This is a genomic window from Streptococcus sp. Marseille-Q5112 (assembly GCF_916700555.1).
GTDB lineage: Bacteria > Bacillota > Bacilli > Lactobacillales > Streptococcaceae > Streptococcus > Streptococcus symci.
Genome location: NZ_CAKAKP010000002.1, coordinates 101,910 through 124,658 on the forward strand (window position 1 = coordinate 101,910; position 22,749 = coordinate 124,658).

At 41.3% G+C, this 22,749-nt stretch carries 28 protein-coding genes; 3 read left to right on the forward strand and 25 right to left on the reverse strand.

Annotated features, from left to right (window positions below; translation table 11 throughout):
- Positions 1 to 11: 11 nt before the first annotated feature.
- The 19 genes from phoU to rpsU form a co-directional block, all read right to left on the reverse strand.
- The gene (phoU, locus tag LG372_RS02485; RefSeq protein ID WP_000946460.1) at positions 12 to 665 is read right to left on the reverse strand and encodes a phosphate signaling complex protein PhoU; all 654 of its coding nucleotides are present in this window, start codon (positions 663 to 665) and stop codon (positions 12 to 14) included.
- 11 nt (positions 666 to 676) lie between these two features.
- On the reverse strand, positions 677 to 1,435 hold the full coding sequence (gene pstB / locus LG372_RS02490; RefSeq protein ID WP_000133484.1) for a phosphate ABC transporter ATP-binding protein PstB: 759 nt from the start codon (positions 1,433 to 1,435) through the stop codon (positions 677 to 679).
- A 12-nt stretch (positions 1,436 to 1,447) separates the two neighbouring features.
- On the reverse strand, positions 1,448 to 2,251 hold the full coding sequence (gene pstB, locus LG372_RS02495; protein ID WP_225742047.1) for a phosphate ABC transporter ATP-binding protein PstB: 804 nt from the start codon (positions 2,249 to 2,251) through the stop codon (positions 1,448 to 1,450).
- Positions 2,252 to 2,261: 10 nt separating this feature from the next.
- A complete protein-coding gene (pstA, locus tag LG372_RS02500) occupies positions 2,262 to 3,146 on the reverse strand; it encodes a phosphate ABC transporter permease PstA (protein ID WP_000543046.1) in 885 nt (294 codons plus the stop codon).
- Positions 3,136 to 4,053 carry a phosphate ABC transporter permease subunit PstC gene (pstC, locus tag LG372_RS02505; protein WP_001070902.1) on the reverse strand — a complete coding sequence of 306 codons (918 nt, stop codon included), beginning with the start codon at positions 4,051 to 4,053 and terminating at the stop codon, positions 3,136 to 3,138. Before pstC ends, pstA begins: the two co-directional genes overlap by 11 nt.
- On the reverse strand, positions 4,053 to 4,931 hold the full coding sequence (locus tag LG372_RS02510; protein ID WP_061590283.1) for a phosphate ABC transporter substrate-binding protein PstS family protein: 879 nt from the start codon (positions 4,929 to 4,931) through the stop codon (positions 4,053 to 4,055). The genes pstC and LG372_RS02510 overlap by 1 nt, the downstream gene beginning before the upstream one ends.
- A gap of 327 nt (positions 4,932 to 5,258) precedes the next feature.
- Entirely contained in the window at positions 5,259 to 6,563 is a 1,305-nt protein-coding gene (locus tag LG372_RS02515; protein ID WP_061590284.1) for an RsmF rRNA methyltransferase first C-terminal domain-containing protein, read from the reverse strand.
- Positions 6,564 to 7,337 (reverse strand): inositol monophosphatase family protein, encoded by a 774-nt coding sequence (locus LG372_RS02520; RefSeq protein WP_070482016.1) that lies wholly within the window; start codon positions 7,335 to 7,337, stop codon positions 6,564 to 6,566.
- On the reverse strand, positions 7,327 to 7,605 hold the full coding sequence (locus LG372_RS02525) for a UPF0223 family protein (RefSeq protein WP_001041974.1): 279 nt from the start codon (positions 7,603 to 7,605) through the stop codon (positions 7,327 to 7,329). Before LG372_RS02525 ends, LG372_RS02520 begins: the two co-directional genes overlap by 11 nt.
- Positions 7,605 to 8,006 (reverse strand): Spx/MgsR family RNA polymerase-binding regulatory protein, encoded by a 402-nt coding sequence (locus LG372_RS02530; RefSeq protein WP_000631254.1) that lies wholly within the window; start codon positions 8,004 to 8,006, stop codon positions 7,605 to 7,607. The genes LG372_RS02525 and LG372_RS02530 overlap by 1 nt, the downstream gene beginning before the upstream one ends.
- A gap of 212 nt (positions 8,007 to 8,218) precedes the next feature.
- Positions 8,219 to 8,836, reverse strand: a complete 618-nt coding sequence (locus LG372_RS02535) for a TIGR01906 family membrane protein (RefSeq protein WP_049510451.1) — start codon at positions 8,834 to 8,836, stop codon at positions 8,219 to 8,221.
- Positions 8,826 to 9,599: a TIGR01457 family HAD-type hydrolase gene (locus LG372_RS02540; protein WP_225742048.1), complete on the reverse strand. Its 774-nt coding sequence runs from the start codon at positions 9,597 to 9,599 to the stop codon at positions 8,826 to 8,828. Before LG372_RS02540 ends, LG372_RS02535 begins: the two co-directional genes overlap by 11 nt.
- An 8-nt stretch (positions 9,600 to 9,607) precedes the next feature.
- The gene (locus tag LG372_RS02545) at positions 9,608 to 10,345 is read right to left on the reverse strand and encodes an acyl-[acyl-carrier-protein] thioesterase (RefSeq protein WP_225742049.1); all 738 of its coding nucleotides are present in this window, start codon (positions 10,343 to 10,345) and stop codon (positions 9,608 to 9,610) included.
- Positions 10,346 to 10,349: 4 nt separating this feature from the next.
- Complete coding sequence (gene hemW, locus LG372_RS02550; RefSeq protein WP_225742050.1) at positions 10,350 to 11,480, reverse strand: radical SAM family heme chaperone HemW; 1,131 nt, start codon at positions 11,478 to 11,480, stop codon at positions 10,350 to 10,352.
- Between the two features lie 83 nt (positions 11,481 to 11,563).
- Entirely contained in the window at positions 11,564 to 11,953 is a 390-nt protein-coding gene (locus tag LG372_RS02555; RefSeq protein WP_004258510.1) for a YtxH domain-containing protein, read from the reverse strand.
- Between the two features lie 15 nt (positions 11,954 to 11,968).
- Positions 11,969 to 12,352, reverse strand: coding sequence for a DUF948 domain-containing protein (locus LG372_RS02560; RefSeq protein WP_000895039.1), 384 nt, complete (start codon positions 12,350 to 12,352; stop codon positions 11,969 to 11,971).
- Positions 12,353 to 13,141, reverse strand: a complete 789-nt coding sequence (gene lgt / locus LG372_RS02565; RefSeq protein ID WP_225742051.1) for a prolipoprotein diacylglyceryl transferase — start codon at positions 13,139 to 13,141, stop codon at positions 12,353 to 12,355.
- On the reverse strand, positions 13,134 to 14,069 hold the full coding sequence (gene hprK, locus LG372_RS02570) for an HPr(Ser) kinase/phosphatase (RefSeq protein ID WP_185757736.1): 936 nt from the start codon (positions 14,067 to 14,069) through the stop codon (positions 13,134 to 13,136). Before hprK ends, lgt begins: the two co-directional genes overlap by 8 nt.
- Before the next feature lie 236 nt (positions 14,070 to 14,305).
- Positions 14,306 to 14,482 (reverse strand): 30S ribosomal protein S21, encoded by a 177-nt coding sequence (gene rpsU / locus LG372_RS02575; protein ID WP_000048054.1) that lies wholly within the window; start codon positions 14,480 to 14,482, stop codon positions 14,306 to 14,308.
- A gap of 200 nt (positions 14,483 to 14,682) precedes the next feature.
- On the opposite strand from rpsU, the gene LG372_RS02580 reads away from it, so the two are divergent.
- Complete coding sequence (locus tag LG372_RS02580) at positions 14,683 to 15,267, forward strand: rhomboid family intramembrane serine protease (RefSeq protein WP_225742052.1); 585 nt, start codon at positions 14,683 to 14,685, stop codon at positions 15,265 to 15,267.
- A 203-nt stretch (positions 15,268 to 15,470) separates the two neighbouring features.
- On the opposite strand, the gene LG372_RS02585 is transcribed toward LG372_RS02580, so the two are convergent.
- The gene (locus tag LG372_RS02585; RefSeq protein ID WP_000864591.1) at positions 15,471 to 16,178 is read right to left on the reverse strand and encodes a glucosamine-6-phosphate deaminase; all 708 of its coding nucleotides are present in this window, start codon (positions 16,176 to 16,178) and stop codon (positions 15,471 to 15,473) included.
- A gap of 150 nt (positions 16,179 to 16,328) precedes the next feature.
- Between LG372_RS02585 and queA the strand changes: the two genes are divergently transcribed.
- A complete protein-coding gene (gene queA / locus LG372_RS02590; RefSeq protein ID WP_084862482.1) occupies positions 16,329 to 17,357 on the forward strand; it encodes a tRNA preQ1(34) S-adenosylmethionine ribosyltransferase-isomerase QueA in 1,029 nt (342 codons plus the stop codon).
- Positions 17,358 to 17,439: 82 nt separating this feature from the next.
- Here the strand turns inward: queA and LG372_RS02595 are convergent, their stop codons facing one another.
- The 5 genes from LG372_RS02595 to LG372_RS02615 are packed head-to-tail and all read right to left on the reverse strand — an operon-like array spanning position 17,440 to position 22,138.
- On the reverse strand, positions 17,440 to 18,300 hold the full coding sequence (locus tag LG372_RS02595; protein WP_225742053.1) for a YihY/virulence factor BrkB family protein: 861 nt from the start codon (positions 18,298 to 18,300) through the stop codon (positions 17,440 to 17,442).
- 27 nt (positions 18,301 to 18,327) lie between these two features.
- Entirely contained in the window at positions 18,328 to 20,382 is a 2,055-nt protein-coding gene (locus tag LG372_RS02600; protein WP_225742054.1) for a cation:proton antiporter, read from the reverse strand.
- A gap of 11 nt (positions 20,383 to 20,393) precedes the next feature.
- Positions 20,394 to 20,648: a hypothetical protein gene (locus LG372_RS02605; RefSeq protein WP_000361085.1), complete on the reverse strand. Its 255-nt coding sequence runs from the start codon at positions 20,646 to 20,648 to the stop codon at positions 20,394 to 20,396.
- Positions 20,641 to 21,198, reverse strand: a complete 558-nt coding sequence (locus tag LG372_RS02610; protein WP_049486756.1) for a tRNA (mnm(5)s(2)U34)-methyltransferase — start codon at positions 21,196 to 21,198, stop codon at positions 20,641 to 20,643. The genes LG372_RS02605 and LG372_RS02610 overlap by 8 nt, the downstream gene beginning before the upstream one ends.
- Positions 21,182 to 22,138: a TIGR01212 family radical SAM protein gene (locus LG372_RS02615; RefSeq protein ID WP_225742087.1), complete on the reverse strand. Its 957-nt coding sequence runs from the start codon at positions 22,136 to 22,138 to the stop codon at positions 21,182 to 21,184. The genes LG372_RS02610 and LG372_RS02615 overlap by 17 nt, the downstream gene beginning before the upstream one ends.
- A 91-nt stretch (positions 22,139 to 22,229) precedes the next feature.
- On the opposite strand from LG372_RS02615, the gene LG372_RS02620 reads away from it, so the two are divergent.
- Positions 22,230 to 22,589: a DUF3397 family protein gene (locus LG372_RS02620; protein WP_061590294.1), complete on the forward strand. Its 360-nt coding sequence runs from the start codon at positions 22,230 to 22,232 to the stop codon at positions 22,587 to 22,589.
- The last annotated feature ends 160 nt before the right edge of the window (positions 22,590 to 22,749 follow it).

The following is a 22,749-nucleotide window of genomic DNA, read 5'->3' on the forward strand; positions in this document are numbered from 1 at the left end:
ATTTAAATACTTTATAATTCTACAATCTTACCTGTTTCAAAGTAAACAACCCATTCACAGATATTTTTAGCATAGTCTCCAATACGTTCCAAGAAGGCAATCACTTGGAAATAATCACGACCTGTAACGATGGCATCAGGATTTTTCTTGATCTCTTCTGTAGCCAAGTCACGAATGCTATCAAAGTAATGGTTGATTTTTTCGTCCATTGCTGCTACTTCATAGGCCTGATCCACTGAACCATTGAGATAGAGTTCAAGGGCTGCTTCGACGAAGTTCTTGACATCGCGACCCATTCTCTTGATTTCTTCTTCAACAGCCGGGATGCGTTGTTCCCCCTTCATACGAATGGCTGCTCTTGCAATGGAAACGGCATGGTCACCCATACGTTCCAAGTCAGATACAGCCTTCAAGACGGTTAGAACTGTACGCAAGTCCTGAGAAACCGGTTGTTGAAGAGCAATCATTTCAAATGATTTCTTCTCTAATTTCACTTCGTATTCGTTCACTTCTGCATCGTCTTCGATGACTTCTTTGGCCAAATCACGATCATGCGTAACAAAGGCACGCACTGTTCGATTGATTTGGGATAACACTTCCTGTCCCATTGCGTAGAACTGATTGTGCAATTTCTCTAAATCTTCCTCAAATTGAGAACGTAACATCATTTATCTCCTTATCCAAATTTTCCTGAAATATAATCTTCTGTTTCCTTGTGTTGTGGGTTTAGGAACATCTTCTTGGTATCGTTAAACTCAATCAAATCTCCATCTAGGAAAAATCCTGTCTTGTCAGAAATACGAGAGGCTTGTTGCATGGAACGCGTAACCAAGAGCATGGTGTATTTATCTTTTAGACCATACAAGGTTTCCTCAATCTTACCAGCCGAGATAGGGTCCAAGGCTGAAGTAGGTTCATCCAAAAGAATGATTTTAGGGCTGGTTGCCAAGACACGGGCAACACAGACACGTTGCTGTTGTCCGCCTGAAAGCCCGATAGCTGAATCATGCAGGCGATCCTTGACCTCATCCCAGATAGAAGCTCGTTGTAGTGCTTTTTCTACCGCTTCATCAAGAACCTGCTTGTCCTTCACTCCATTGATACGAAGCCCGTAAACAACATTTTCGTAGATAGACATAGGGAAGGGGTTTGGTTGTTGGAAAACCATACCAATTTCCTTCCGCAATTCAACTGTATCTGTACGTGGGCTGTAAATATTGTGACCGTTGTATACCACTGAACCAGTTGTGGTCACCTCTGGATTGAGATCTCCCATGCGGTTGATAGCCTTGAGGAGGGTTGACTTCCCTGATCCAGATGGACCAATCAAGGCTGTAATTTCCTTAGGTTGGAAAGATAGGGAAACACTATTCAAGGCCTTCTTTTGATTGTAGTAAACGGACAGGTCAGAAACCTGTAAAATCGCTTCTGTCATACTGTTTCCTTTCTATCCAAAGTGTCCTGTTACGTAGTCATTGGTCGACTGTAATTTGGCATTTTGGAAAATATTAGAGGTCTTATCGTACTCGATCAAGTCACCCAAGTAGAAAAATCCTGTGCAGTCACTAGCACGCGCAGCCTGCTGCATACTGTGGGTCACGATGATGATGGTAAAGTCCTTCTTCAATTCCAGCATGGTTTCTTCCAGCTGAGCTGTCGCAATCGGATCCAAAGCTGACGCTGGTTCATCCATCAAGAGGATATCTGGTTTAACAGAGATAGCACGAGCGATACAGAGGCGTTGCTGCTGACCACCTGATAGGGTCAAGGCTGACTTGTGCAAATCGTCTTTGACCTGATCCCAGAGGGCAGCCTGACGAAGAGAGGTTTCCACAATTTCATCCAAGACTTGCTTGTCCTTAACTCCTGCACGTTCATGGGCAAAAGTGATGTTACGGTAGATAGACTTGGCAAAGGGATTTGGTCGTTGGAAGACCATTCCAATGTGCTTACGCATCTCATAGACATTGATTTCTGGACGGTTGACATCAATCCCTTGATAGAGGATTTGACCTGTTACCTTGGCAATATCAATGGTATCATTCATCCGATTGAGACTGCGGAGGTAGGTTGATTTCCCTGAACCAGAAGGGCCAATTAAGGCAGTAATTTTATTTTTTTCAAATTGCATATCGATGCCCTTGATGGATTCTTTTTTACCGTAGTAAACATGTAAATCCTTAGTAGAGAGGGCCACTTTCTCTTCAGGAAAGGTGATGATATGCTTTTCATCCCAATTATATTTTGACATGGCTTCTCCTTTAGGCAGCGGTTAATTTCTTATGTAGGTAGCTTCCGAGTTTGCGAGCTCCAAAGTTAAAGATGAGGATAAAGATGAGGAGCACGGCCGCAGAACCTGCTGATACGATGGTTCCATCTGGAATAGTACCTTCACTATTGACTTTCCAGATGTGGACAGCCAAGGTTTCTGCTTGACGGAAGATAGAGATTGGGCTAGTCACACTGAGAATATTCCAGTTAGACCAGTCTAGGGCTGGAGCGGATTGTCCTGCTGTATAGATGAGAGCAGCCGCCTCACCAAAAATACGACCAGAAGCTAAGACGACCCCAGTCACAATACCTGGAAGGGCTTCTGGAATGACCACATGGACCACTGTCTCCCAGCGAGAAATTCCAAGGGCCAAGCCGGCCTCACGTTGCGTATGGTGAACGTGTTTCAAGCTGTCTTCAACATTACGAGTCATCTGAGGTAAGTTAAAGACTGTCAAGGCCAAAGCACCTGAAATGATTGAAAATCCATACTCAAACTGAACTACAAAGATCAAGTAACCAAAGAGACCCACAACCACTGATGGCAGTGAAGACAAGATTTCAATACAGGTTCTGACAAAGTTGGTCACAGGACCTTTTTTAGCATATTCAGCTAGAAAAATCCCAGCCCCCATAGACAAGGGAACAGAGATAATCAAGGTAATAACCAGAAGGAAGAAGGAATTATAGAGCTGAATTCCAATCCCTCCACCTGCTTGGTAAGAAGAGGATTTGCCAGTCAAGAAAGACCAAGAGATGTGGGGCAAACCACGAACCAAGATATAAAGAATCAAGGATGCCAAGATGGCAACGATAATTCCTGCAATTGAGTAGAGGACAGCTGTTGCAATTTTATCTAATTTCTTAGCGTGCATAGTTTTTCTTTCCTCTTTCTTTCGTAATCAATTTAATCACACTGTTGAAGGCCAAACTCATCAAGAGCAAGACCAAGGCCAAGGACCAGAGAACGTTATTGTCAACTGTTCCCATAACGGTATTTCCAATACCCATGGTCAACACAGAGGTCAAGGTCGCAGCAGGTGTTGTCAATGAAGTTGGGACTACGGCTGAGTTTCCGACCACCATCTGAATGGCCAAGGCCTCACCAAAGGCACGCGCCATCCCAAAGACCACTGCAGTGAAAATCCCTGAACGCGCTGCCTTCAAGGTCACGCGCCAGATGGTTTGCCAACGAGTAGCCCCCATAGCCAAACTTGCTTCGCGGTAGTGACGAGGCACCGCACGCAAGCTATCTGTTGTCATAAAGGTTACTGTCGGTAAAATCATGACAAAGAGTACGAAAATCCCTGACAGAATCCCAAAACCAGTTCCACCAAAGATACTACGGACAAAAGGAACTACGACCTGCAAACCAATAAATCCATACACAACTGAAGGAATCCCGACTAGCAATTCAATGGCTGGTTGCAAGATTCTAGCACCTTTTGGTGAGACCTCTGTCATAAATACTGCCGCACCAATGGCAAAAGGAGTTGCGATAAGGGCTGATAGGATTGTGACAATAAAGGAACCCAAAATCATAGGAAGGGCACCAAATTGTTTACCTGAAGGATTCCAAGTTTGGCCAAATAGGAAATCAAAGATGTTGACCCCATTGACAAAGAAAGTCGACAAACCTTTTTGGGCTACGAAAATCAAAATCATAGCCACAATGATGACAATCAAAGACAGACAGGCAAAGGTCAAGCCTTTCCCTAGTTTCTCTAGACGAGAGTTCTTTGAGGGAGAAAGCAATTTTTTAGCTAATTCTTCTTGATTCATTATTGACTCCCTTCTAGTGCTGTCACCGTTCCGACAGCATCTTTTTCAACCTTCATTTCCTTGACAGAAATATAGCCCATTCCCTTAACGATTCCACTTTGCGCTTCATCAGAGAGGACAAAGTTGAGAAATTCTGCCACCAATTCATTTGGTTGACCTAGGGTATACATGTGTTCATAAGACCACAAAGGCCAGTTATTGGTTGTAACATTTTCTGCAATCGGCTCATAGCCATTCAACTTCATGCGTTTAACCGAGTCATCCACATAGGCAAAGGCTAGGTAAGAAATGGCTCCTGGTGTCTGAGAAACAATGTTTTTAACCATCCCATTTGAATCCTGTTCTTGACTCTGCACGGCAGATTGACCATCCATGATAACACTATCAAAGGTTGCACGTGAACCTGAACTTGCCGCGCGGTTGATAATGGAAATTGCTAGGTCTTTCCCACCGACTTCTTTCCAGTTGGTCACTTGACCTGTGAAGATGCTACGGAGTTGTTCAGTTGTCAGATTTTCAACATCAACTTCTTTGTTTACAATGACTGCCAAGCCCGCTACGGCTACCTTATGGTCCACTAGAGCGGATGCGTTGATACCGTCTTTTTCCTCGGCAAATACGTCTGAATTTCCTACATCAACGGCTCCAGACTGAACCTGAGACAGACCTGTACCAGATCCGCCACCTTGGACGTTAACTGTTTTTCCAATGTGCATAGAGCCAAATTCATCTGCTGCTGCTTCGACCAAGGGCTGAAGAGCCGTTGAGCCAACAGCTGTCATGGATTCCCCACGATCAATCCAGCTAGCACATCCCGCCAAAGAACCTGCCAGCAAAAGAGCTGCAAGGGATAGAGCGAGTTTTTTCCTTTTTTTCACTGTTTTTCTCCTTGAAAATAATGGTGAATGCTGTGAATTTTTTCAACTATTTATTTATGTTTTTCTTTTTTAAAATTGGGAGCCAACTGAAGTTCTTATACTCAATGAAAATCAAAGAGCAAACTAGGAAACTAGCCGCAGGCTGTACTTGAGTACGGCAAGGCGACGTTGACGCGGTTTGAATTTGATTTTCGAAGAGTATTAGCTTGGTTTAACTAGAAATTTGCTTAGTTACCATCTCCACCAATTTTGACTTAAAATGAAAGACAATTTGAAAAAAATCCATACTTCCACTATAACATAGACAAGCTACTTTGACTAGCATTTTCACTTGAATCTTAGGCCTTTTGGAAAATAATTTTTCAAAACATTTCCAGTCACCTTAGCAAAGCCCAACCCATTGCCTTGAACCAAAACTTGGTACCAACCATTTGGCAGACTTTCTGCCAGATGAACAGTTTCTCCAGCCACATACTTTACAAACTCTTCTTGGTCAATTTCAACCGACTGCTTGACCTGACTCGGTTTCAAGGCTAGACCAAGAGCAAAACTAGGCTCAAAGCGTTTCTTCTTAAAGGTACCCAGATGCAGTCCATTACGAGCAATCTTGAGCTTCCCTAAATCTGGCAAAAATTCTGGCAGGAGATAGAGTTGGTCACCAAAAGTCTGCAAGATTCCCCTTAGATTGATTTTCAGGTGTTTTTGGGCAAATTCCTGCCACAAAGTAACTTGTTCTCGGCTGAGATTGCTCTTACTTGCCTTAAATTTAGGAGCTGGATTGTCACCTCTAAATTGTAAATGAGCTACAAACTGCCCCTCTCCCTTAAACTGATGAGGGTACATCCGAGCTGTTTCTGGCAGGTCAATACCAGCTACCATTCCATTGATATGTTCAACTGGCAGCAAATCAAAATCATACTCTTCCAGTAGCCAATTGACAATCTCTTCGTTTTCCTCGGGGGCCCAGGTACAAGTTGAATAAACCAGACGACCACCATCAGCTAGCATGTTTACTGCATCTTCCAGAATTTCTCTTTGCAAGCTAGCACATTGACTCGGATAATCTAAGCTCCAATAATCCATAGCATCTGGTTGCTTACGGAACATCCCTTCCCCTGAGCAAGGAGCATCAAGGACAATGAGGTCAAAATAGCCCTTAAAAACCTTGGCCAAGCGGTCAGCAGATTCATTGGTCACCACGACATTTGTCGCTCCAAAGCGCTCCATGTTTTCTACTAAAATCTTAGCCCGTTTGCTTGAAATTTCATTGGAAACAAGGAGACCCTCCCCTGCTAGATAGGCTGCTAACTGAGTTGATTTTCCACCCGGTGCAGCAGCCAAATCCAAGACTTTCATACCAGGACTGGGCTGGGCTACCTGAGCAACCATCTGGGCAGCAGGTTCTTGCGAATAAACCAAACCAGTAGCATGTTCAGACGATTTCCCTGAAACCTTACCATAGTGGCCCCAAGGTGTTTGAGGAATGGCATCAGGAAAGGAAACTGGCGCTTCTTTTAAAGGATTGACCCGAAAAGCCGAAACCGCTTCCTCCTCAAAAGAGGCAAGAAAATCTCTTGCCTCATCTCCTAGTATCTCTTCATATTTTTCAACAAATCCTTCTGGAAATTGCATTTAAGTTTTTTTCCTTTCGTAAATATAGGACTGAATTTCCTCCTGCATCTCAAGAGGTAGCATCATGACCGGCTGTCTGGTTTGAAAATCAAGCGGTTGACCAGATAGGGTCACCACCCGATAGCCCAGACTTTCCCCTAAAATACTAGCAGCAGCATAATCCCATGGTTGCAGATAGGTGACATAGGTCAACAAATGCCCTGACAAAATCTTAGCAAAACTAATGGCCGCACTCCCATAGACACGAACACCGAGGACCGCACGACTCAAATCAGCCAAGCCCCATTCATTGGTTTCCAGCATGCCACTATTCCCTGCAATAAGGAAATCTCCAAGTAGTTTTGGTTTAAAAGGAGCTAGAGGCTTATCGTTTCGACAAACCGGAAACTTACCACCACCGTGATAACAATCCCCTTTGACCACATCATAAATCAGTCCAAACTGTCCCTGGCCATTTTCAAAATAAGCCATCATAACAGCAAAATCTTCCTGCTGGGCGACAAAATTATTGGTCCCATCAATGGGATCAATAACCCAAACCTTGCCCTCTTGAACCGAGGCTCGCAGACAACCTTCTTCAGCACAAATCTTATCTTCAGGATAACGAGACAAAATCTCACCAACCAATAGCTCCTGAACTTCCTTGTCCAGTTTGGTCACCAAATCTGTTGGAGAGGACTTGGTTTCAACACGCAAGTCTTCCTGCATATGGTCAAGGATGTACTGGCCCGCTCTCTTAACAAGCTCTTTGGCAAATTCAAATTTACTTTCCAAGAGAAATCTTCCCTTCCCCTTTTTCCTTGGCAGCCTGAACTGCTCGATAAAGCGAATAGCCACTAACTGTTTCAAATTCTCGTCCCAAACGTTTTTCTTCGCTCTTACTTGGCACGACCGCTTTGAATCCCTTATAGGAGTCCAGTAACTTTTTAGCCTCTACCTTGCCTTCATAGGCAGCTTCAACATCATTAAAAAAAGAAAGCACTGAAGCAAGTTCTTCAGTGCTCCACGACAAATCTAGTGGGTAACTATACTGTTTGTTCATTAACTAATACCAGCTCTCATTCTTGCTTCTTTTAGTTCTTGCTTACGGTAACTACGAGGGAGAAAAGCACGAATCTCATCTTCATTAAAACCGATCTGCATACGTTTGGCATCAATAATAATGGGACGACGCAAAAGACTAGGATACTGCTCAATCAAATGAAGCAATTCCGATACCGAAATACTTTCTACATCAATATCTAATTTTTGAAAAATTTTTGAACGAGTTGAAATGATGTCATCAGTACCATTTTCGGTCAAGGAAAGAATATGTTGCAATTCTTTTCTTGTTAAAGGACTGGTCATAATATTGTGCTCCTCAAAGGGCACCTTATGTTTTTCTAACCAAGCCTTTGCCTTACGACATGAAGTACAGCTCGGTGATAGAAATAGTGTAATCATGCTTTTCTCTTCTTATCTATACTTTGCTAATTCTATTATACAAAAAAATAAAGCGCTTGACTAGAGATTTTTAGAAAAAAAAGCCTATTTTTTCAAGAAAAATAGACTGTTTGCGAACGATTAACTCTTTTTGGATTTGATTAATTCATTCTTGACAATAGTTTCGAATCACATACCTAATTGATTTATGCAAAATAAGAATATCTTTAGTATTATTTACTATGACTTTTCAGGTACAGAAAACCAAAGAAGCTTTCATAGAGGGCAAAAAAGAGGAGGAAGGCATGAAGGAAAAAGGTCTCTGGCAAAATCATAATAACAGGATCCTTGGCTGGATCAAAAAGCCAGGTATCATCTCCCACAAAGAGAATTTGATGGAAAAGGGTAAAGAATTGGTCAAAACCAATCAAAACTCCCCCAAGACCAATCAGCAAAGGCAAGACTACTAGAGCTAGGAGACTTTTATAAAAGAGAGACAAAAAGCCCTTTTTCACAATCCCTTTGACAAAGAAATAGAAACTTGGCAGTGTCACTAGAGCTACTATCTGAACCAAGTGGAAGAGATTCTTGACCACCGCAAAGTGGTGCAGACCAGCTGCTGACGAACGAAAATCAGGCATCTGCAAGTCCTGACTAAAAGGATTGGTCAGGTAATCCATCAAGATATGAAAGTTGTACTGAATGGTTTCTGGTTTTAGATAAACTCGATCTGTTAAATTCAGCCACTGAATTTCCAGCGGATAAAAAATCCAAGCTAGATAAATAGTCAGAAGGATTGAGAGGGACAGAAGAAAGACCATAGAGCCCCAAAAAGTCAGTTTAGTTTTCATCAAAATTCCACTCCGCAAGGCTAGAAACCACATGAGTCGGTGCGATTGGTAGGTCTGCTACTTCTTCCGCCTTGGTAAAACCTGTTGTCACCAAGAGCGTTGGAATGCCATTGTCAATCCCTGCTCGGATATCTGTTAAATAGTTGTCCCCGACCATGATTAACTCTTCACGTTCCAAACCTAAGTGCTCAACCGCCTTATCCATAATGATGGCATTTGGTTTTCCAATATAAACAGGCTTCACTCGTGTTGCTACTTCAAGCAGGGTAATCAGTGAACCAGCACCTGGCAAAAGACCGCGTTCTGTCGGGATGTTGAGGTCAGGGTTGGTTCCGATAAAGTGAGCACCCTTTTGGATAGCTAGAGTTGCTGTCGCAAATTTTTCATAGTCGACTTGCCAGTCCAGGCCTACTACCACATAGGCAGGGTTTTCCTTCTTTTCCACATAACCAGCTGCCTTGATGGCTTCCTTGAGCCCTGCTTCTCCGATGACATAGACGGTCTTTTCAAGCCCCAAGTCGTTCATATAGTCGATCGTTGCCAAAGTCGCTGTGTAGACAGTCGATAGGGGCGTATCGATATTAAAATTCTGAGCCAACATCTCTTGAACACTCTCTGGAGTGCGGGTTGTATTGTTTGTTACAAAAAGATAGGGGATATTCCGCTTTTGCAATTCATGGACAAAAGCTTCTCCTGCTGGAATTCGATCTTTCCCCTTATAAATGGTTCCGTCTAAATCAATTAAATAGCCTTTATATTTCATATTTTTCTCTAATCCTTCTTCATTTCTTGCCAAGTGATAATTGCTTGGGCATTGGTAGCCCCATCACTTGTAATCTCATGCTTGGTTTCCAGTCCAGTTCGTTCAACAGCCGATGTAATCACCCCACCTGGTCGAACTTCCTTGACATACTTGAGATTGATTTTCTTGGGAATATAGTGGGTCAAAAAATCCGCTCCCATGACCTCAAAAATCCAGTCCAAGTATTTACTGTTATTGACATGACCATTCATATCCAAATCGTAAAAACGGACATGGTAATCCTTGCTGATTGATTCGTTCAAGGACTCATACTTTGGCCCGCGGATAAGTTTTTTATCAAAATCAGACTGGTAAGGAGCCACAATCTCAGGCTCGACAACATGAACTCTTCGACTGTCTCGGTCCATGAGAACAAAGGTCGCCATCATGTGAATGAGCTCCTGCCCCGTTTCATCATAAATGGTAAAGCGACGGTAGCAAAAAAGTCGATTATAGCTCAAAGCTTCCGTTTCGATAGTGATTTCTTCCGCAAAACGAGGCAAACGAGCCACCTCAATATCATAATCTGTGATAATCCAGACCAGATTATAGTTTTCCAAAATGGCCTTATCACTAACACCCAGTTCAATCGATTGCATCCCTGAAACTTGCAGGGACAGCAAAATCACATCTGGAAGCTTGATATGACCGTTCATATCAGCCATATCAAAAGGAATTTTCATTTTCATTTGATAAGTTAAACCCATCATTCTACTCCAAAATAAATCGTTCTGCTACAGTATCTCCTAAAAAGAGACCTCTCTTTGTCATGCGAACTCGGTCACCGTCTAGTTGCATGAGACCTTGTTGAACTAAGTCCTTGACAATTTCTCCATAAAGTCCATCAAAAGACCGTCCAAATTTTTCCTCAAATCGTGCCATAGAGACCCCTGATTTCTTGCGGAGCCCCAGGAACATCTCTTCTTCCATTTGCTCTTTTTGACTCAGGTGTTCTTCTGTAATACGAGCATTTCCTTCCTCAACCGCACTGAGATAATGACGAATGGGACCATGATTTTTATAGCGCACTCTATTAACATAACCAGATGCCCCAGCACCGATGCCATAGTACTCAGCATTATCCCAGTACATGAGATTGTGGCGACTTTCAAAACCAGGCTTGGAGAAATTAGAAATCTCATAATGCTCAAAACCAGCTCGCTCCAACTCTGCGATGATATACTCAAACATCTCAGCCTCCAGTTCCTCCTTAGGCAGAGGCAATTTCCCTCGTCTCATCCGGTTCATAAAAACCGTATGGTTTTCTAAAATCAAGCTATACAAACTCATATGGGGAATATCCAGCCCAATAGCCTTAGCCACATTGTCCTTGACCTGCTCCATAGTCTGACCAGGCAGCGCATAAATCAAATCGATAGAGATATTATCAAAACCAGCCAGTTTCAGGCGGTCGATATTTTCATAAATATCCTTCTCCAAATGACTGCGCCCAATCTTTTTCAGCATCTTGTCATCAAAGGTCTGCACACCTAGCGAAACACGGTTGACAGCCGAGTTTTTCAAAACAGCAATCTTATCCGCATCCAAGTCGCCTGGATTAGCCTCAATAGTCAACTCTTCTAAAACAGACAGGTCCAAGTTTTTAGTCAATCCCTTCAATAACACCTCCAGTTGCGAAGCTGACAAAGCTGTCGGTGTGCCACCACCGATGTAGAGGGTTCGCAACTTTTGAATATCATAAGATTGAAACTCTTCTAACAGATGTTCCAAATAACTATCTACCGGCTGATTCTTGATAAAAACTTTTGAAAAGTCACAATAATAACAAATCTGGGTACAAAATGGGATGTGCACATAGGCTGACGTTGGTTTTTTCTGCATAGTAATTATTATACCACAAAGACACGCTACGAGAAAAAAATCACCATCCCCAGACACATAGTCCGTCCAGAGATGGTGATGGTTTATTCTTCTGTTATGTCAATAACAATCTCTTCTGATTCATCAAGAGTTTCGGCCTTTTCTTGCCATTGCTCTTTTAGATTATTGAATTGATTTTTTGATGCTTCTGTCGCTTGACGAGCACATGATTTGGCTTGGGCAAGGACACTGTCTACAGTGATTTCACCTGACTCAACCTGTTCTTTGGTTTTAAGAACAAAATCTGTAGCCTGCTCCTTGACTTCTGTCAGTTTTTCACAGACCTGCTCCTTGGCATACTCAGGATCTTCTCTCAAGTCATCTAGAAAATCTTGAGCCTGACTGCAAACTTGTTTGCCCTTGTCGCTTGTTAAAAACAAGGCAAGAGCTGCACCTGAAACGGTTCCTAAAAGGATTGAGGATAGTTTACCCATAAGAATTCTCCTTTTTTATTTTTTGAAAAATTTACTTGCAAGACGAAGAGCTGACAAACTTGCACCAGTCTTAATGGTTTTTGAACCAGCTGATGAAGCTTTCTTGCTCAAGACACGCGCATGGTCATTAAGATCTGAAACAGATAGAGATAAATCTGCAACAGCACTAAAGAGTGGATCAATCGTTGCCACCTTGACATTAATATCATCTGCCAAGACATTGACCTTAGCTAGCAATTCATTGGTATGATGCAAGGTCACATCCACATCTGAAGTTAATGTTTTAATCGTCTTCTCTGTTTCATCGATAACACGTCCAAGCTTTTGTACAGTAATGATTAGATAAACTAAAAAGACAATCAAAGCTAGGGCAACAAGAATATATGCAACTTCTAACATTTAGTTTTCCTCCTCTGAAATATAGTAAGGGGCCTTCTTTCGATTTTGATATAGAATGATAAAAATACCCAATCCGATAAGAACAACTGAAAGCCATTGAGACACTCGAAGACCAAAGAACATGAGACTATCTGTCCGCATACCTTCGATGACCATACGACCGAAACCATACCAAATCAAGTAAAAGGCAGTGATATGACCTCGTCTGAGGCTCTTCCATTTTCGTCTGAATATCAAAATCAAGGCAAATCCAAGTAAATTCCATAAGGACTCATAAAGGAAAGTCGGTTGACGGTAGCTCCCCTCAATATACATCTGGTCACGGATAAAAGCAGGTAGATAATCCAGATTATCCACTGCTGCACCATAAGCTTCTTGGTTAAAGAAATTACCCCAGCGGCCTAGACTTTGGGCAATCATGACGCTAGGCGCCGCAATATCTAGGAAATCCCAAGTATTGATAAGTTTATGATCAGCAAAGATATAAAGCACAAGGGCACCAGTTATCAAACCACCGTAAATGGCCAAACCACCATTCCAAATGGCAAAAATCTCTCCCAAATTCTGACTATAGTAATCAAAACGGAAAATGACATAGTAGAGACGCGCTCCTAAAATAGCCAAGGGAAAGGCTATCAAGATAAAATCTAAAATATCGTCTGGTATGATCTTCTTTCTAGGCGCTTCTTTCATGGTCAAATAAACCGCAAGAATCAAACCTGTAACAATACACAAGGCATACCAACGAATGGCTAGAGGGCCTAGATGAATAGCAATTGGATCAAGCATTAGGCACCTCGTTTTGAGCAATGAGATTTGTCAAGCGTTCTTCGAACAAACGTGTCGCATCAAAGCCCATTTCCTTGGCACGATAATTCATGGCAGCTGCCTCAATCACGACAGAAATATTACGACCTGTTTTAACTGGAATACGAATACGAGGAATAGATACGCCAGAAATTTCTATTTCCTCTGCATTGTTTCCAAGACGATCAAACGTCTTATGTGTATCGTAATTTTCCAAGTAAACAGCCAGCTGAACTTGTGAAGAATCCTTGACAGCACTCGCACCGTAGAGGCTCATGACATCGATAATCCCAACCCCACGAATTTCAATCAGGTGTCTCAAGATCTCAGCTGGTTCACCCCAAAGAGTAATCTCATCCTTGGCAAAGATATCGACACGGTCATCAGCTACCAAGCGGTGGCCACGTTTGACAAGTTCCAGACCTGTCTCACTCTTACCGATGCCACTATCACCCTGAATCAAGACACCCATACCATAGATATCCATCAAGACACCGTGCACACTGGTACGTTCTGCTAAACGTGAATCCAGATAACTAGATAACTCTCCAGATAAACGACTTGTCGCTGTACGGCTGGTTAAGATAGCAATCTTACATTCTCTGGCTGCCTTTAACATTTCCTCTGGAACCACCAAACCACGAGCAACAATGACCGCAGGTGTCTCAGGTAGAAACATTTTTTTCAAGACTTGGTAACGGTTGTGAGAGGACATTGAAACGAGATAGGACCACTCCTTCATTCCCAAAAGTTGAATCCGCTCAGGCGTATAATAGTCAAAATAGCCCGTCATTTCAAGACCAGGTCGCGTAATGTCCGCGGTATTAATTTCCTTTTCAAGTAATTCTGGTTCGCCATAGACAATGTCTAGTCTAAGCTTTTCAATCACTTCTTTTACTAAAACCGACATCATTTCCTCCTTCAAATGAGTTCTTCTCTCTATTATATCAAATTGTAGTAGGATATTTGAGATTTTTGCAGGCTTTGGATTATTTATTTATACTCAATGAAAATCAAAGAGCAAACTAGGAAACTAGCCGTAGGCTGTACTTGAGTACGTCAAGGCAACGTTGACGTGGTTTGAATTTGATTTTCGAAGAGTATTAAAAGAAAAAGGACTAGATTTCTCCAGCCTTTCATTTCTAATTAGAATTTTTTACGTTTACGAGCTGCTTCTGATTTACGTTTACGTTTTACAGAAGGTTTTTCATAGAATTCACGTTTGCGTGTTTCTTGAAGAGTACCAGCTTTAGTAACCGCACGTTTGAAACGACGAAGTGCGTCGTCAAGAGATTCATTCTTACGTACTACTGTTTTAGACATTTTTTTCACTCCCTTCAAGTTCAAGATCTATTCTATTTTACACGTAAAAGGAATAATTGTCAAGAAAAAACTGCCATAAACTTATATTATCTTCAATTTTAATCTTGTTAAAATTGATTAACATTTATAGATGAAAATGATATAATAGTGGCACATATTGATTAGCAAAAATTAGTATTATTTAGAAGTGAATCTATAACATGAAAAGAATCATAAAAATTTGCCCTGTGGTCAGTATTTTAGTTGTAATTTGTTTATTGCTAGGAATTCTTACTACCTTTTTGGGAAGTGTAATGTATGACTTATTTGCATTTCATTCAAAGCCAATTTATTGTTGGCAATACTTTAGTGGTACATTTATGCATGGAAGTAAAGAAGCACCAGTATGGTTTATATGGTTTCATTTAGTTTTAAATACTTTAATGTTCCTTCCTTTTGGTGGGCTATTGGAGTATAAAAGGGGATCAAAATATGTATTTTTAGTTTTTATTACTTCTATGATAATATCTTCAATTGCATTCCATATATTAACACAGAATCAAGAAATTCAGGCATTGGGTATCTCTGCTATTGGCTATGCTTTTGTAACGGGTGGGGTGATGAATATGTTTAGTATATGGAAAAATTTCAATTTAGGATTAAAACTATTTTATATCCTTTTAATCGTTCTATCTCTCACCATGCTTCTACCAAATATAACAGGCTGGATTTCAACCTTTCTTCACATGTCAGGAATTGCCAGTTATATCATGGTTTCCAGCATCAACAACTATCGACTGTCTTAATAAAAATCGTATAGTATCATAAAAAATAGTCAATACGATTATATCACAGTTTACAGACATTTAATAATTTTCTATTGGATACCTTTTTATATGAAATATCGACAACTGTTACGGGAATTTACAGAAAAATTTCTTTTAGCAGGATAGTGAACATTTGAAGTAAAAAACCACTCACTCCAAAGAGCAAGTGGTTTTTATACTTTTTATTTTTCTAACAAGCTAAGCGCTTCTGCATCTGCAATAATAGTCACATCAGGGTGGTTTTGTAGGCTACTTGCTGGTAAGTTCTCAGTCACTGGACCAGACACGGTTCCAGCAATGGCTTCTGCTTTTGATTCACCATAAGCAAAGAGAAGGATTGACTTGGCATCCAAGATGTTTTTAATCCCCATTGAAATGGCTTGGGTTGGAACATCTTCAATCTTGTCAAAGAAGCGAGCATTGGCTTCGATAGTAGACTGGTCAAGTTCGACTAGATGTGTTTGACTGTCAAATGGAGTACCAGGCTCATTAAAGCCGATATGTCCATTGCGACCGATTCCCAAGATTTGGAGGTCAACTGGATGGTCAGCCAAAATTTGGTTGTAGCGTTCTACTTCAGCTTCAGCATTGTCCTTAACCCCACGAGGCAAGAAACTTTCTTTAAATGGTTTTTGGTTAAACAAGTTTTCTTGCATGAAGTAACGATAAGACTGTGGGTTGTCCCCATCAAGGCCTACATACTCATCAAGGTTGACACTGGTTAGATTTGAAAAATCAAGGTCACTCTCAACAATTTCCTTGTAAAATTCAAGTGGGCTACTTCCTGTCGCAAGTCCTAGGGTTTGAGCTCCATTGGCTAATTTTTCCTTCAAAATCTCAAAAGCAACTTTTCCACCTTCGATTTGGTTTTCAACTTTAATAACTTTCATCTTTTTATCCTCCGTTTCAATCTATATTTATTATATGGTATAGACCAATTTTTGTCAAGTGAAAACGGTTTAATTTTCAAAAAAAGAGCGTCCAAACTTGAAACATGTTATAATGGATAAGATTAGAACTTAGAAAGAATGAACAAATATATGAATACAGCTGATTTTGATTTCTACTTACCCGAGGAATTGATTGCTCAAACGCCCCTTGAAAAACGAGATGCCTCTAAACTCCTCATTGTCAACCGTGAGACGGGAGAAATGCAGGATAAACACTTCCACTCCATTATTGATATGCTGGAACCTGGTGATGCCCTCGTTATGAACGACACCCGCGTTCTCCCTGCCCGCCTCTATGGTCAAAAGGAAGAAACAGGAGGCCATGTGGAACTTCTCCTGCTCAAAAATACTGCTGGAGACGAGTGGGAAGTTCTGGCAAAACCTGCCAAACGCCTCAAGGTCGGCACTCGCGTTAGCTTTGGTGATGGCCGTCTCAGCGCTGTTGTTACGGAAGAATTGACTCACGGGGGCCGCATTGTCCGCTTTGAATACCAAGGAATTTTCCTAGAAGTTTTGGAAAGTCTGGGAGAAATGCCGCTACCGCCTTATATCCACGAAAAGCTGGATGACCGTGAACGCTATCAAACCGTTTACGCCAAGGAAAGTGGCTCTGCTGCAGCACCTACTGCAGGTCTTCACTTCACCAAAGAACTGCTGGCAGAAATCCAAGCTAAGGGTGTTCATCTAGTCTATCTGACGCTTCATGTCGGACTCGGAACCTTTAGACCCGTTTCAGTTGACAATCTGGACGAACACGAAATGCACTCAGAATTCTACCAACTTTCTGAGGAAGCTGCTGCCACCCTTCGCTCTGTTAAGGAAAATGGTGGTCGCGTCATCGCTGTCGGAACCACTTCTATCCGCACCTTGGAAACTATTGGTTCCAAGTTTGATGGGCAAATCCAAGCAGATTCTGGCTGGACCAATATCTTTATCAAACCTGGCTATGAATGGAAGGTTGTGGATGCCTTCTCAACCAACTTCCACCTGCCAAAATCAACTCTGGTTATGTTGGTTTCTGCCTTTGCAGGCCGTGAATTAGTCTTAGATGCCTACCACCATGCCATCCAAGAACACTACCGCTTCTTCAGTTTTGGTGACGCCATGTTTATCTATTAATTTTTACAATCAAAAAAAGCGCATATTATCAGGTATTATAAAAACTTGATAGTATGCGTTTTGCTATGGATAAAAAATGAAGTTAATTTATTCTTAAGCTCGGATCTTTCAAACTCTGAACACTGGCATTAATCACCGCGCCGACAATTAAAATCTTAGCGATGAGAATAAACCAGAACATCATGACCACCACCACGACGGAACTGAAAAAACGGACGTCCACTAGGTGATTGACATAATTGTTGACATAGACTGAAAAGATATTAAGTAGTAAGACCAGAGTCAATAAAACAAAGGCACTACCTGGTAATACAGAGCGAATTCGTCGGACCTTAATATTAGGTAAGAAATAATAAAGCATGATCAAGATAGCGAAAATCAAAGCATAGACCAGGGGGCCTGTTAGGTCTTGCAGATAATCAAAAATAGGACTATCCGATTTCCAATAGCTTTTGATAAGGTTGAGGAGCATACGGCCAAAAACACTCAGAAAGAGAGCCAAGGCAAAGAGAATCTGCAAGCCAAAACTGACAAACAAACTCATAAGCTGATGGGAAATCAGTCCACGATTTTTTGCTACTCCGTAAGCTTTATTAAAGGCTTTCTGTAGGAAATTCATGGATTTTGAAAATGTCCAGAGGGCTGACAAAACCGCAAAACTCAATAAGCCTGTTGACGGTTGGGTCAGCACTTCTGTAATAATCTTTGCGACCACATCATACATGGTATCCGGCAAGAATTCATTGACAACCTTTAAAAAATTAGAAACTGGAATCTGAAAATAAGGGAGGATATTAACCACTACCAAAAGCAGGGGAAAAATCGAAATCAACCAATAGTAGGCTACTGCGACACTGGTCAACTCACTATCTGATGCTTGATAATAATGCAAAAAAGCTTTTAATAAAGGCTTATCTATCAGCTCTTTCCACCACTTTTTCATGTCACACTCCTTCACTTATAATCTTGATTAATTTCTTCTTACCAATTCCACCATATCATAAGGTAGGGTATTGGCAGCTTCCTTCAATGAATAGTTCTCTAAGTTATTCACATTTTGTCGTAACTTCTTGGCATACTTGGTCGTAATCAATCGTTTTTCTTCATATTCGAAAATCAACTTGCGCTCCAGATAATAGCCTCTCAGCATTTCATCGATATTGTTGGGCTTGACGCGATTGATAACCCGTTCGACAAAGGCACCACTGGTGATGATAGCTGTTTCTCGGAGACGAGAATCCTGCATGAAACTGATTAAAGAACTCTTATAAACCCCTTTAAGGTTTTCCAAACTTTCGATAATCATCTCTGTATTTTCTAGATAGAGCTCTGCAATTTGGTCATAGTCAAGGGCTCTGAGTTTCTGTGATTCTTCATTTTTCCAACTGCGGAAGGTCTTGCCAAAGGTAAAGACTTCGTGAAGGAGAAAACGTAAAATCCGCAAGGAAACAAGGAAATAATAGGTCAAACGTGAAGCAAACTTGCGATTTATACTTTGTTCCATGTTTTTCAAATAACGTTGGTAAACTCGATAGGCACGCTCACTCATCTTGCCTTCTTCGTAAGCCTGTTCTAAACCATCACTTTCAATACTGAGGATGAGAAGTTTTAAGGCCTCCCAGTCTTCTTGAGCCCCCTTATTTTCTTGACTCAGTATGAGATTTTCAATACGTCCATGATAATTGTCAATGGCTGCATAGAGAGGGAGCTTATTTCTGGTATCTTCCAACTCTTTTTCCAACTCTAGCGTTACTTCATTCAAAATAGCGATATGCATGAGATAATCCTTGCTTTCTTCCTGTTCATCAGAAAGATGAGGCAAGACCAAGAGACCTGTTAAAAAGCTTACCAGCGTCACACCTGCGACAAGGAAAAGTAAGAGAGGATACTCCTGCTCTAGATTACTTGGTATCAGAAGAATCGTAGCAATCGACACCGTTCCCTTGACACCTGAAAAGGTCAAAAGAAGCATGTCCTTCATATACTTATTTAGCTTTTTCTTGAGACGTCTAGTCCTATAGGCATAATAGCCATAAATCATGACAAAACGAATAGCAAAGAGGACAAAGGTAAGGGCTATAAGAGATACAAATAACAGTAAGGGATTATAGATTGGATTGGTCAAGATAGGCTCTGCTATCATTTCCAACTCCATCCCTAAAATCACAAAGACAGAACCGTTCAGTATAAAATTCACTGTATGCCAAACCGTCTCGGTCACCGTATCCACTTGGGCTTCGAGGAGCGTAATTTTCTTAAAACGGCTTGCCTTTAAAATCCCAGCAACTACAACGGCAATAATCCCTGAAACATGGACTTCTTCTGCCAGGAAGAAAGTCACCAGAGGCAAACTCAATTCTAATAAAAGCTCGCTAGCAATATCTGTTGCTCTCACACTTAGCAAGAAGGTGTGGAGGAAACGGTTGGTCATGGCTGTTAAAAAGCCAATTAAAAAACCGCCTAGGATTGAAAAGATGAGCGAACTACTCGCTTGCCCAAGGGAAAAGGCTCCAGTTGTCCAAGCTGTCAAAGCTACCTGAAAGGCAACCAAACCTGATGCATCATTCAAAAGTCCTTCACCCTTAAGGATATTGGACACGCGCTTAGGAAAGCTAAAGCGCTCCGAAAGAGAGGCAAAGGCCACCAAGTCCGTAGGGCCAAGGGCTGCCCCAACAGCCAAGCAAGCCGCCAAGGGAAGACTGAGCCAAAGAAAATGGGCCAAGCCACCCAAACTCAGGGTCGAGATGAAAATCACTGGAAATATGAGATAAACAATGATTCGCCAGTGTTTTAAAATAGCCGTAATATCTGCTTCCTCCGACTCTCGGAAAAGCAAGGGCCCGATAACCAGAGCCAAAAACAACTCTGTATTGAGGTGAAAGTCGGTATTGGGTAAAAAGAGACCAATCACGATTCCCAAAAGAATTTGCACCAAAGGGAGAGGTAAAAAGGGCAGGAGCTTATTGGTTGTACTTGAGACAATCAAGACCAGTAAAAATAGGATGAGGTAAATCAGTAATTCCACGCAATTCCTCCTTAGTCTTTTTTACAACAAGATTCAAAAATCTCCTTCTGCTCTTTGATTTTTTGGTCAATCTTGGAACAGTCTTTGTGCTCAATTTTTCTCTGGCACCGTTCCATTTCAAGAGCTACTAATTTTTTCTTGATTTTAAGCATTTTTTTGCTCATATGCGCTTGGTCTAACACTCCCACCGCTCGTTCGTGGTGGGTTGATTCAACAAAATTCTGGCGCATGGCATCCAGCTTTTCACGTAGGTATTGTTTATCCATGTCTATATCTCTCTAATTTTTCAATCATCACTAAAAATGGTGGGTTGTTGACTTGGTTTAAAGTTCGGTAAATGGCAGCTGTGTACTCTTGTTGGTTCAACTGACTGACAAAATCCAAGACAGCATCCCTCTCGAGGTCGCCTCCTTCATGCCCATAGTAGATCATGATGGCAATCCGTCCCCCTTTGACAAGCAAATGACACAGCTTTTCTAAGGCTTCAATCGTTGTCTGAGGTTGGGTAATGACAGACTTATCAGCTGACGGCAGATAGCCCAGATTGAAAATTCCTGCCTTGGCTTCTGTCACAAACTGGTCCAGTGTCTCATGGCCTTGCAAGATTAACTGGGCATTTGTCAGGCCAGCTTGGTTCAAACGCTCTTGCGTCTTTTCCAAGGCTTGCTCCTGAATATCAAAAGCATAGACTTGCTTAGCTAGCTTGGCTAGAAAAAGCGTGTCATGACCATTTCCCATAGTCGCATCCACTACGATATCGTCCTGAGTTACTACCTCAGCCAAAAAGTCATGTGCCATCTCAAGTGGTCTTTTCATTTTCAAACTCCTGTTTTACAACCTTGCATCCTTGAACGCTTCCACGACGTCTCATTTCAGTTTCAATAGCATTTAGAACTTCCCATTTATTGAGGCTCCACATCGGCCCAATCAGCATATCTCTAGGTGCATCTCCCGTGATTCGATGGATGACGATATGTTTGGGAATGATTTCCAGTTGGTCACAGATGACCTTAACATATTCGTCCTGACTCATGAGTTGTAAGCGTCCCTCATGGTAATCCCGTTGCATACGTGTATTTGTCATGAGGTGAAGCAAGTGCAGTTTAATTCCTTGAATATCGTTATCCGTAACACAGCGGCGGACATTTTCAATCATCATCTCATGGGTTTCACCAGGCAAACCATTGATCAAATGGGAAACAATCTCAATTTTTGGATATTTCCTCAAACGCTTGACCGTTTCCACGTACAATTCATAGGAATGGGCACGGTTAATCAGGTCAGAGGTTGCTTCATAAGTAGTCTGCAAGCCCAATTCAACCGTCACATGCATGCGTTCCGATAACTCAGCCAAATATTCGATGGTTTCGTCTGGTAAACAGTCTGGGCGCGTTCCGATATTGATTCCTACCACACCTGGCTCGTTGATAGCCTGCTCATAGCGCTCTCGGATAACTTCCACCTTTTCATGGGTGTTGGTAAAATTTTGAAAATAAACCAGATACTTCTGCACATCTGGCCACTTACGGTGCATAAAGTCAATTTCCTTATAAAATTGCTCACGGATAGGCGCGTCCGGTGCTACGATAGCATCTCCAGAACCTGAAACCGTACAAAAAGTACAGCCTCCATGAGCCACAGTCCCATCACGATTGGGACAGTCAAACCCCGCATCAATAGGGACTTTAAAGGTCTTTTCTCCAAATAGTTTTCGATAATAATCATTCAAAGTATTATAAGATTTCATAACTTTCATTATAACAAAAAACATCTACAATCTCAAAAGCCTGACTTTCCTATAAATTCCTCTGTTTCTCGTTTCCATTAGCGATTTTTTATGATACAATATGGGTATGATTTTAATGAAATTAGCATCTATTTTATTATTGATACTGACCTTAGTAGTCTGCATTATCATAACCAAACTTTTTAGATTAAAAAAACTAGGACGAAACTTTGCGGATTTGGCTTTTCCATTCTTGGTATTTGAGTATTACCTGATTACAGCTAAAACCTTTACCCATAATTTCCTTCCTAGACTGGGACTAGCTCTCTCACTCCTAGCCATTATTCTCGTTTTTTTCTTCCTTTTGAAAAAACGTAGCTTTTACTATCCTAAATTCATCAAATTTTTCTGGCGTGCAGGATTCTTATTAACCCTTGTCATGTATATCGAGATGATTGTTGAATTGTTCTTAATGAAATAATTGAATCCCTAAACATTTTCTAGGGATTTTTGCTTTCTCTACAAAATAAGGTAGATAATAACACTATACAATTTTATACAAAGAAAATCCCTTAGAAACTTATATTCCAAGGGATTTATCTTCTATCTAAGACAAGAGCTTCTCGCTAGTCTTTAATGAT

Bases quoted from the DNA above. Each gene is read 5' to 3' on its own strand.
- lgt (WP_225742051.1), bottom strand. From the start codon at position 13,141: ATGCTTGATCCAATTGCTATTCATCTAGGCCCTCTAGCCATTCGTTGG.
- LG372_RS02515 (WP_061590284.1), bottom strand. From the start codon at position 6,563: ATGCAATTTCCAGAAGGATTTGTTGAAAAATATGAAGAGATACTAGGA.
- LG372_RS02545 (WP_225742049.1), bottom strand. From the start codon at position 10,345: ATGGGTTTAACTTATCAAATGAAAATGAAAATTCCTTTTGATATGGCT.
- LG372_RS02610 (WP_049486756.1), bottom strand. From the start codon at position 21,198: ATGAAAAGACCACTTGAGATGGCACATGACTTTTTGGCTGAGGTAGTA.
- LG372_RS02615 (WP_225742087.1), bottom strand. From the start codon at position 22,138: ATGAAAGTTATGAAATCTTATAATACTTTGAATGATTATTATCGAAAA.
- pstA (WP_000543046.1), bottom strand. From the start codon at position 3,146: ATGCACGCTAAGAAATTAGATAAAATTGCAACAGCTGTCCTCTACTCA.
- LG372_RS02555 (WP_004258510.1), bottom strand. From the start codon at position 11,953: ATGGGTAAACTATCCTCAATCCTTTTAGGAACCGTTTCAGGTGCAGCT.
- LG372_RS02560 (WP_000895039.1), bottom strand. From the start codon at position 12,352: ATGTTAGAAGTTGCATATATTCTTGTTGCCCTAGCTTTGATTGTCTTT.
- pstB (WP_225742047.1), bottom strand. From the start codon at position 2,251: ATGTCAAAATATAATTGGGATGAAAAGCATATCATCACCTTTCCTGAA.
- LG372_RS02525 (WP_001041974.1), bottom strand. From the start codon at position 7,605: ATGAACAAACAGTATAGTTACCCACTAGATTTGTCGTGGAGCACTGAA.
- LG372_RS02605 (WP_000361085.1), bottom strand. From the start codon at position 20,648: ATGGATAAACAATACCTACGTGAAAAGCTGGATGCCATGCGCCAGAAT.
- LG372_RS02540 (WP_225742048.1), bottom strand. From the start codon at position 9,599: ATGAAATATAAAGGCTATTTAATTGATTTAGACGGAACCATTTATAAG.
- pstB (WP_000133484.1), bottom strand. From the start codon at position 1,435: ATGACAGAAGCGATTTTACAGGTTTCTGACCTGTCCGTTTACTACAAT.
- LG372_RS02535 (WP_049510451.1), bottom strand. From the start codon at position 8,836: ATGAAAACTAAACTGACTTTTTGGGGCTCTATGGTCTTTCTTCTGTCC.
- LG372_RS02580 (WP_225742052.1), top strand. From the start codon at position 14,683: ATGAAAAGAATCATAAAAATTTGCCCTGTGGTCAGTATTTTAGTTGTA.
- rpsU (WP_000048054.1), bottom strand. From the start codon at position 14,482: ATGTCTAAAACAGTAGTACGTAAGAATGAATCTCTTGACGACGCACTT.
- queA (WP_084862482.1), top strand. From the start codon at position 16,329: ATGAATACAGCTGATTTTGATTTCTACTTACCCGAGGAATTGATTGCT.
- hprK (WP_185757736.1), bottom strand. From the start codon at position 14,069: ATGTCGGTTTTAGTAAAAGAAGTGATTGAAAAGCTTAGACTAGACATT.
- LG372_RS02620 (WP_061590294.1), top strand. From the start codon at position 22,230: ATGGGTATGATTTTAATGAAATTAGCATCTATTTTATTATTGATACTG.
- LG372_RS02595 (WP_225742053.1), bottom strand. From the start codon at position 18,300: ATGAAAAAGTGGTGGAAAGAGCTGATAGATAAGCCTTTATTAAAAGCT.
- LG372_RS02585 (WP_000864591.1), bottom strand. From the start codon at position 16,178: ATGAAAGTTATTAAAGTTGAAAACCAAATCGAAGGTGGAAAAGTTGCT.
- hemW (WP_225742050.1), bottom strand. From the start codon at position 11,480: ATGCAGAAAAAACCAACGTCAGCCTATGTGCACATCCCATTTTGTACC.
- LG372_RS02530 (WP_000631254.1), bottom strand. From the start codon at position 8,006: ATGATTACACTATTTCTATCACCGAGCTGTACTTCATGTCGTAAGGCA.
- pstC (WP_001070902.1), bottom strand. From the start codon at position 4,053: ATGAATCAAGAAGAATTAGCTAAAAAATTGCTTTCTCCCTCAAAGAAC.
- phoU (WP_000946460.1), bottom strand. From the start codon at position 665: ATGTTACGTTCTCAATTTGAGGAAGATTTAGAGAAATTGCACAATCAG.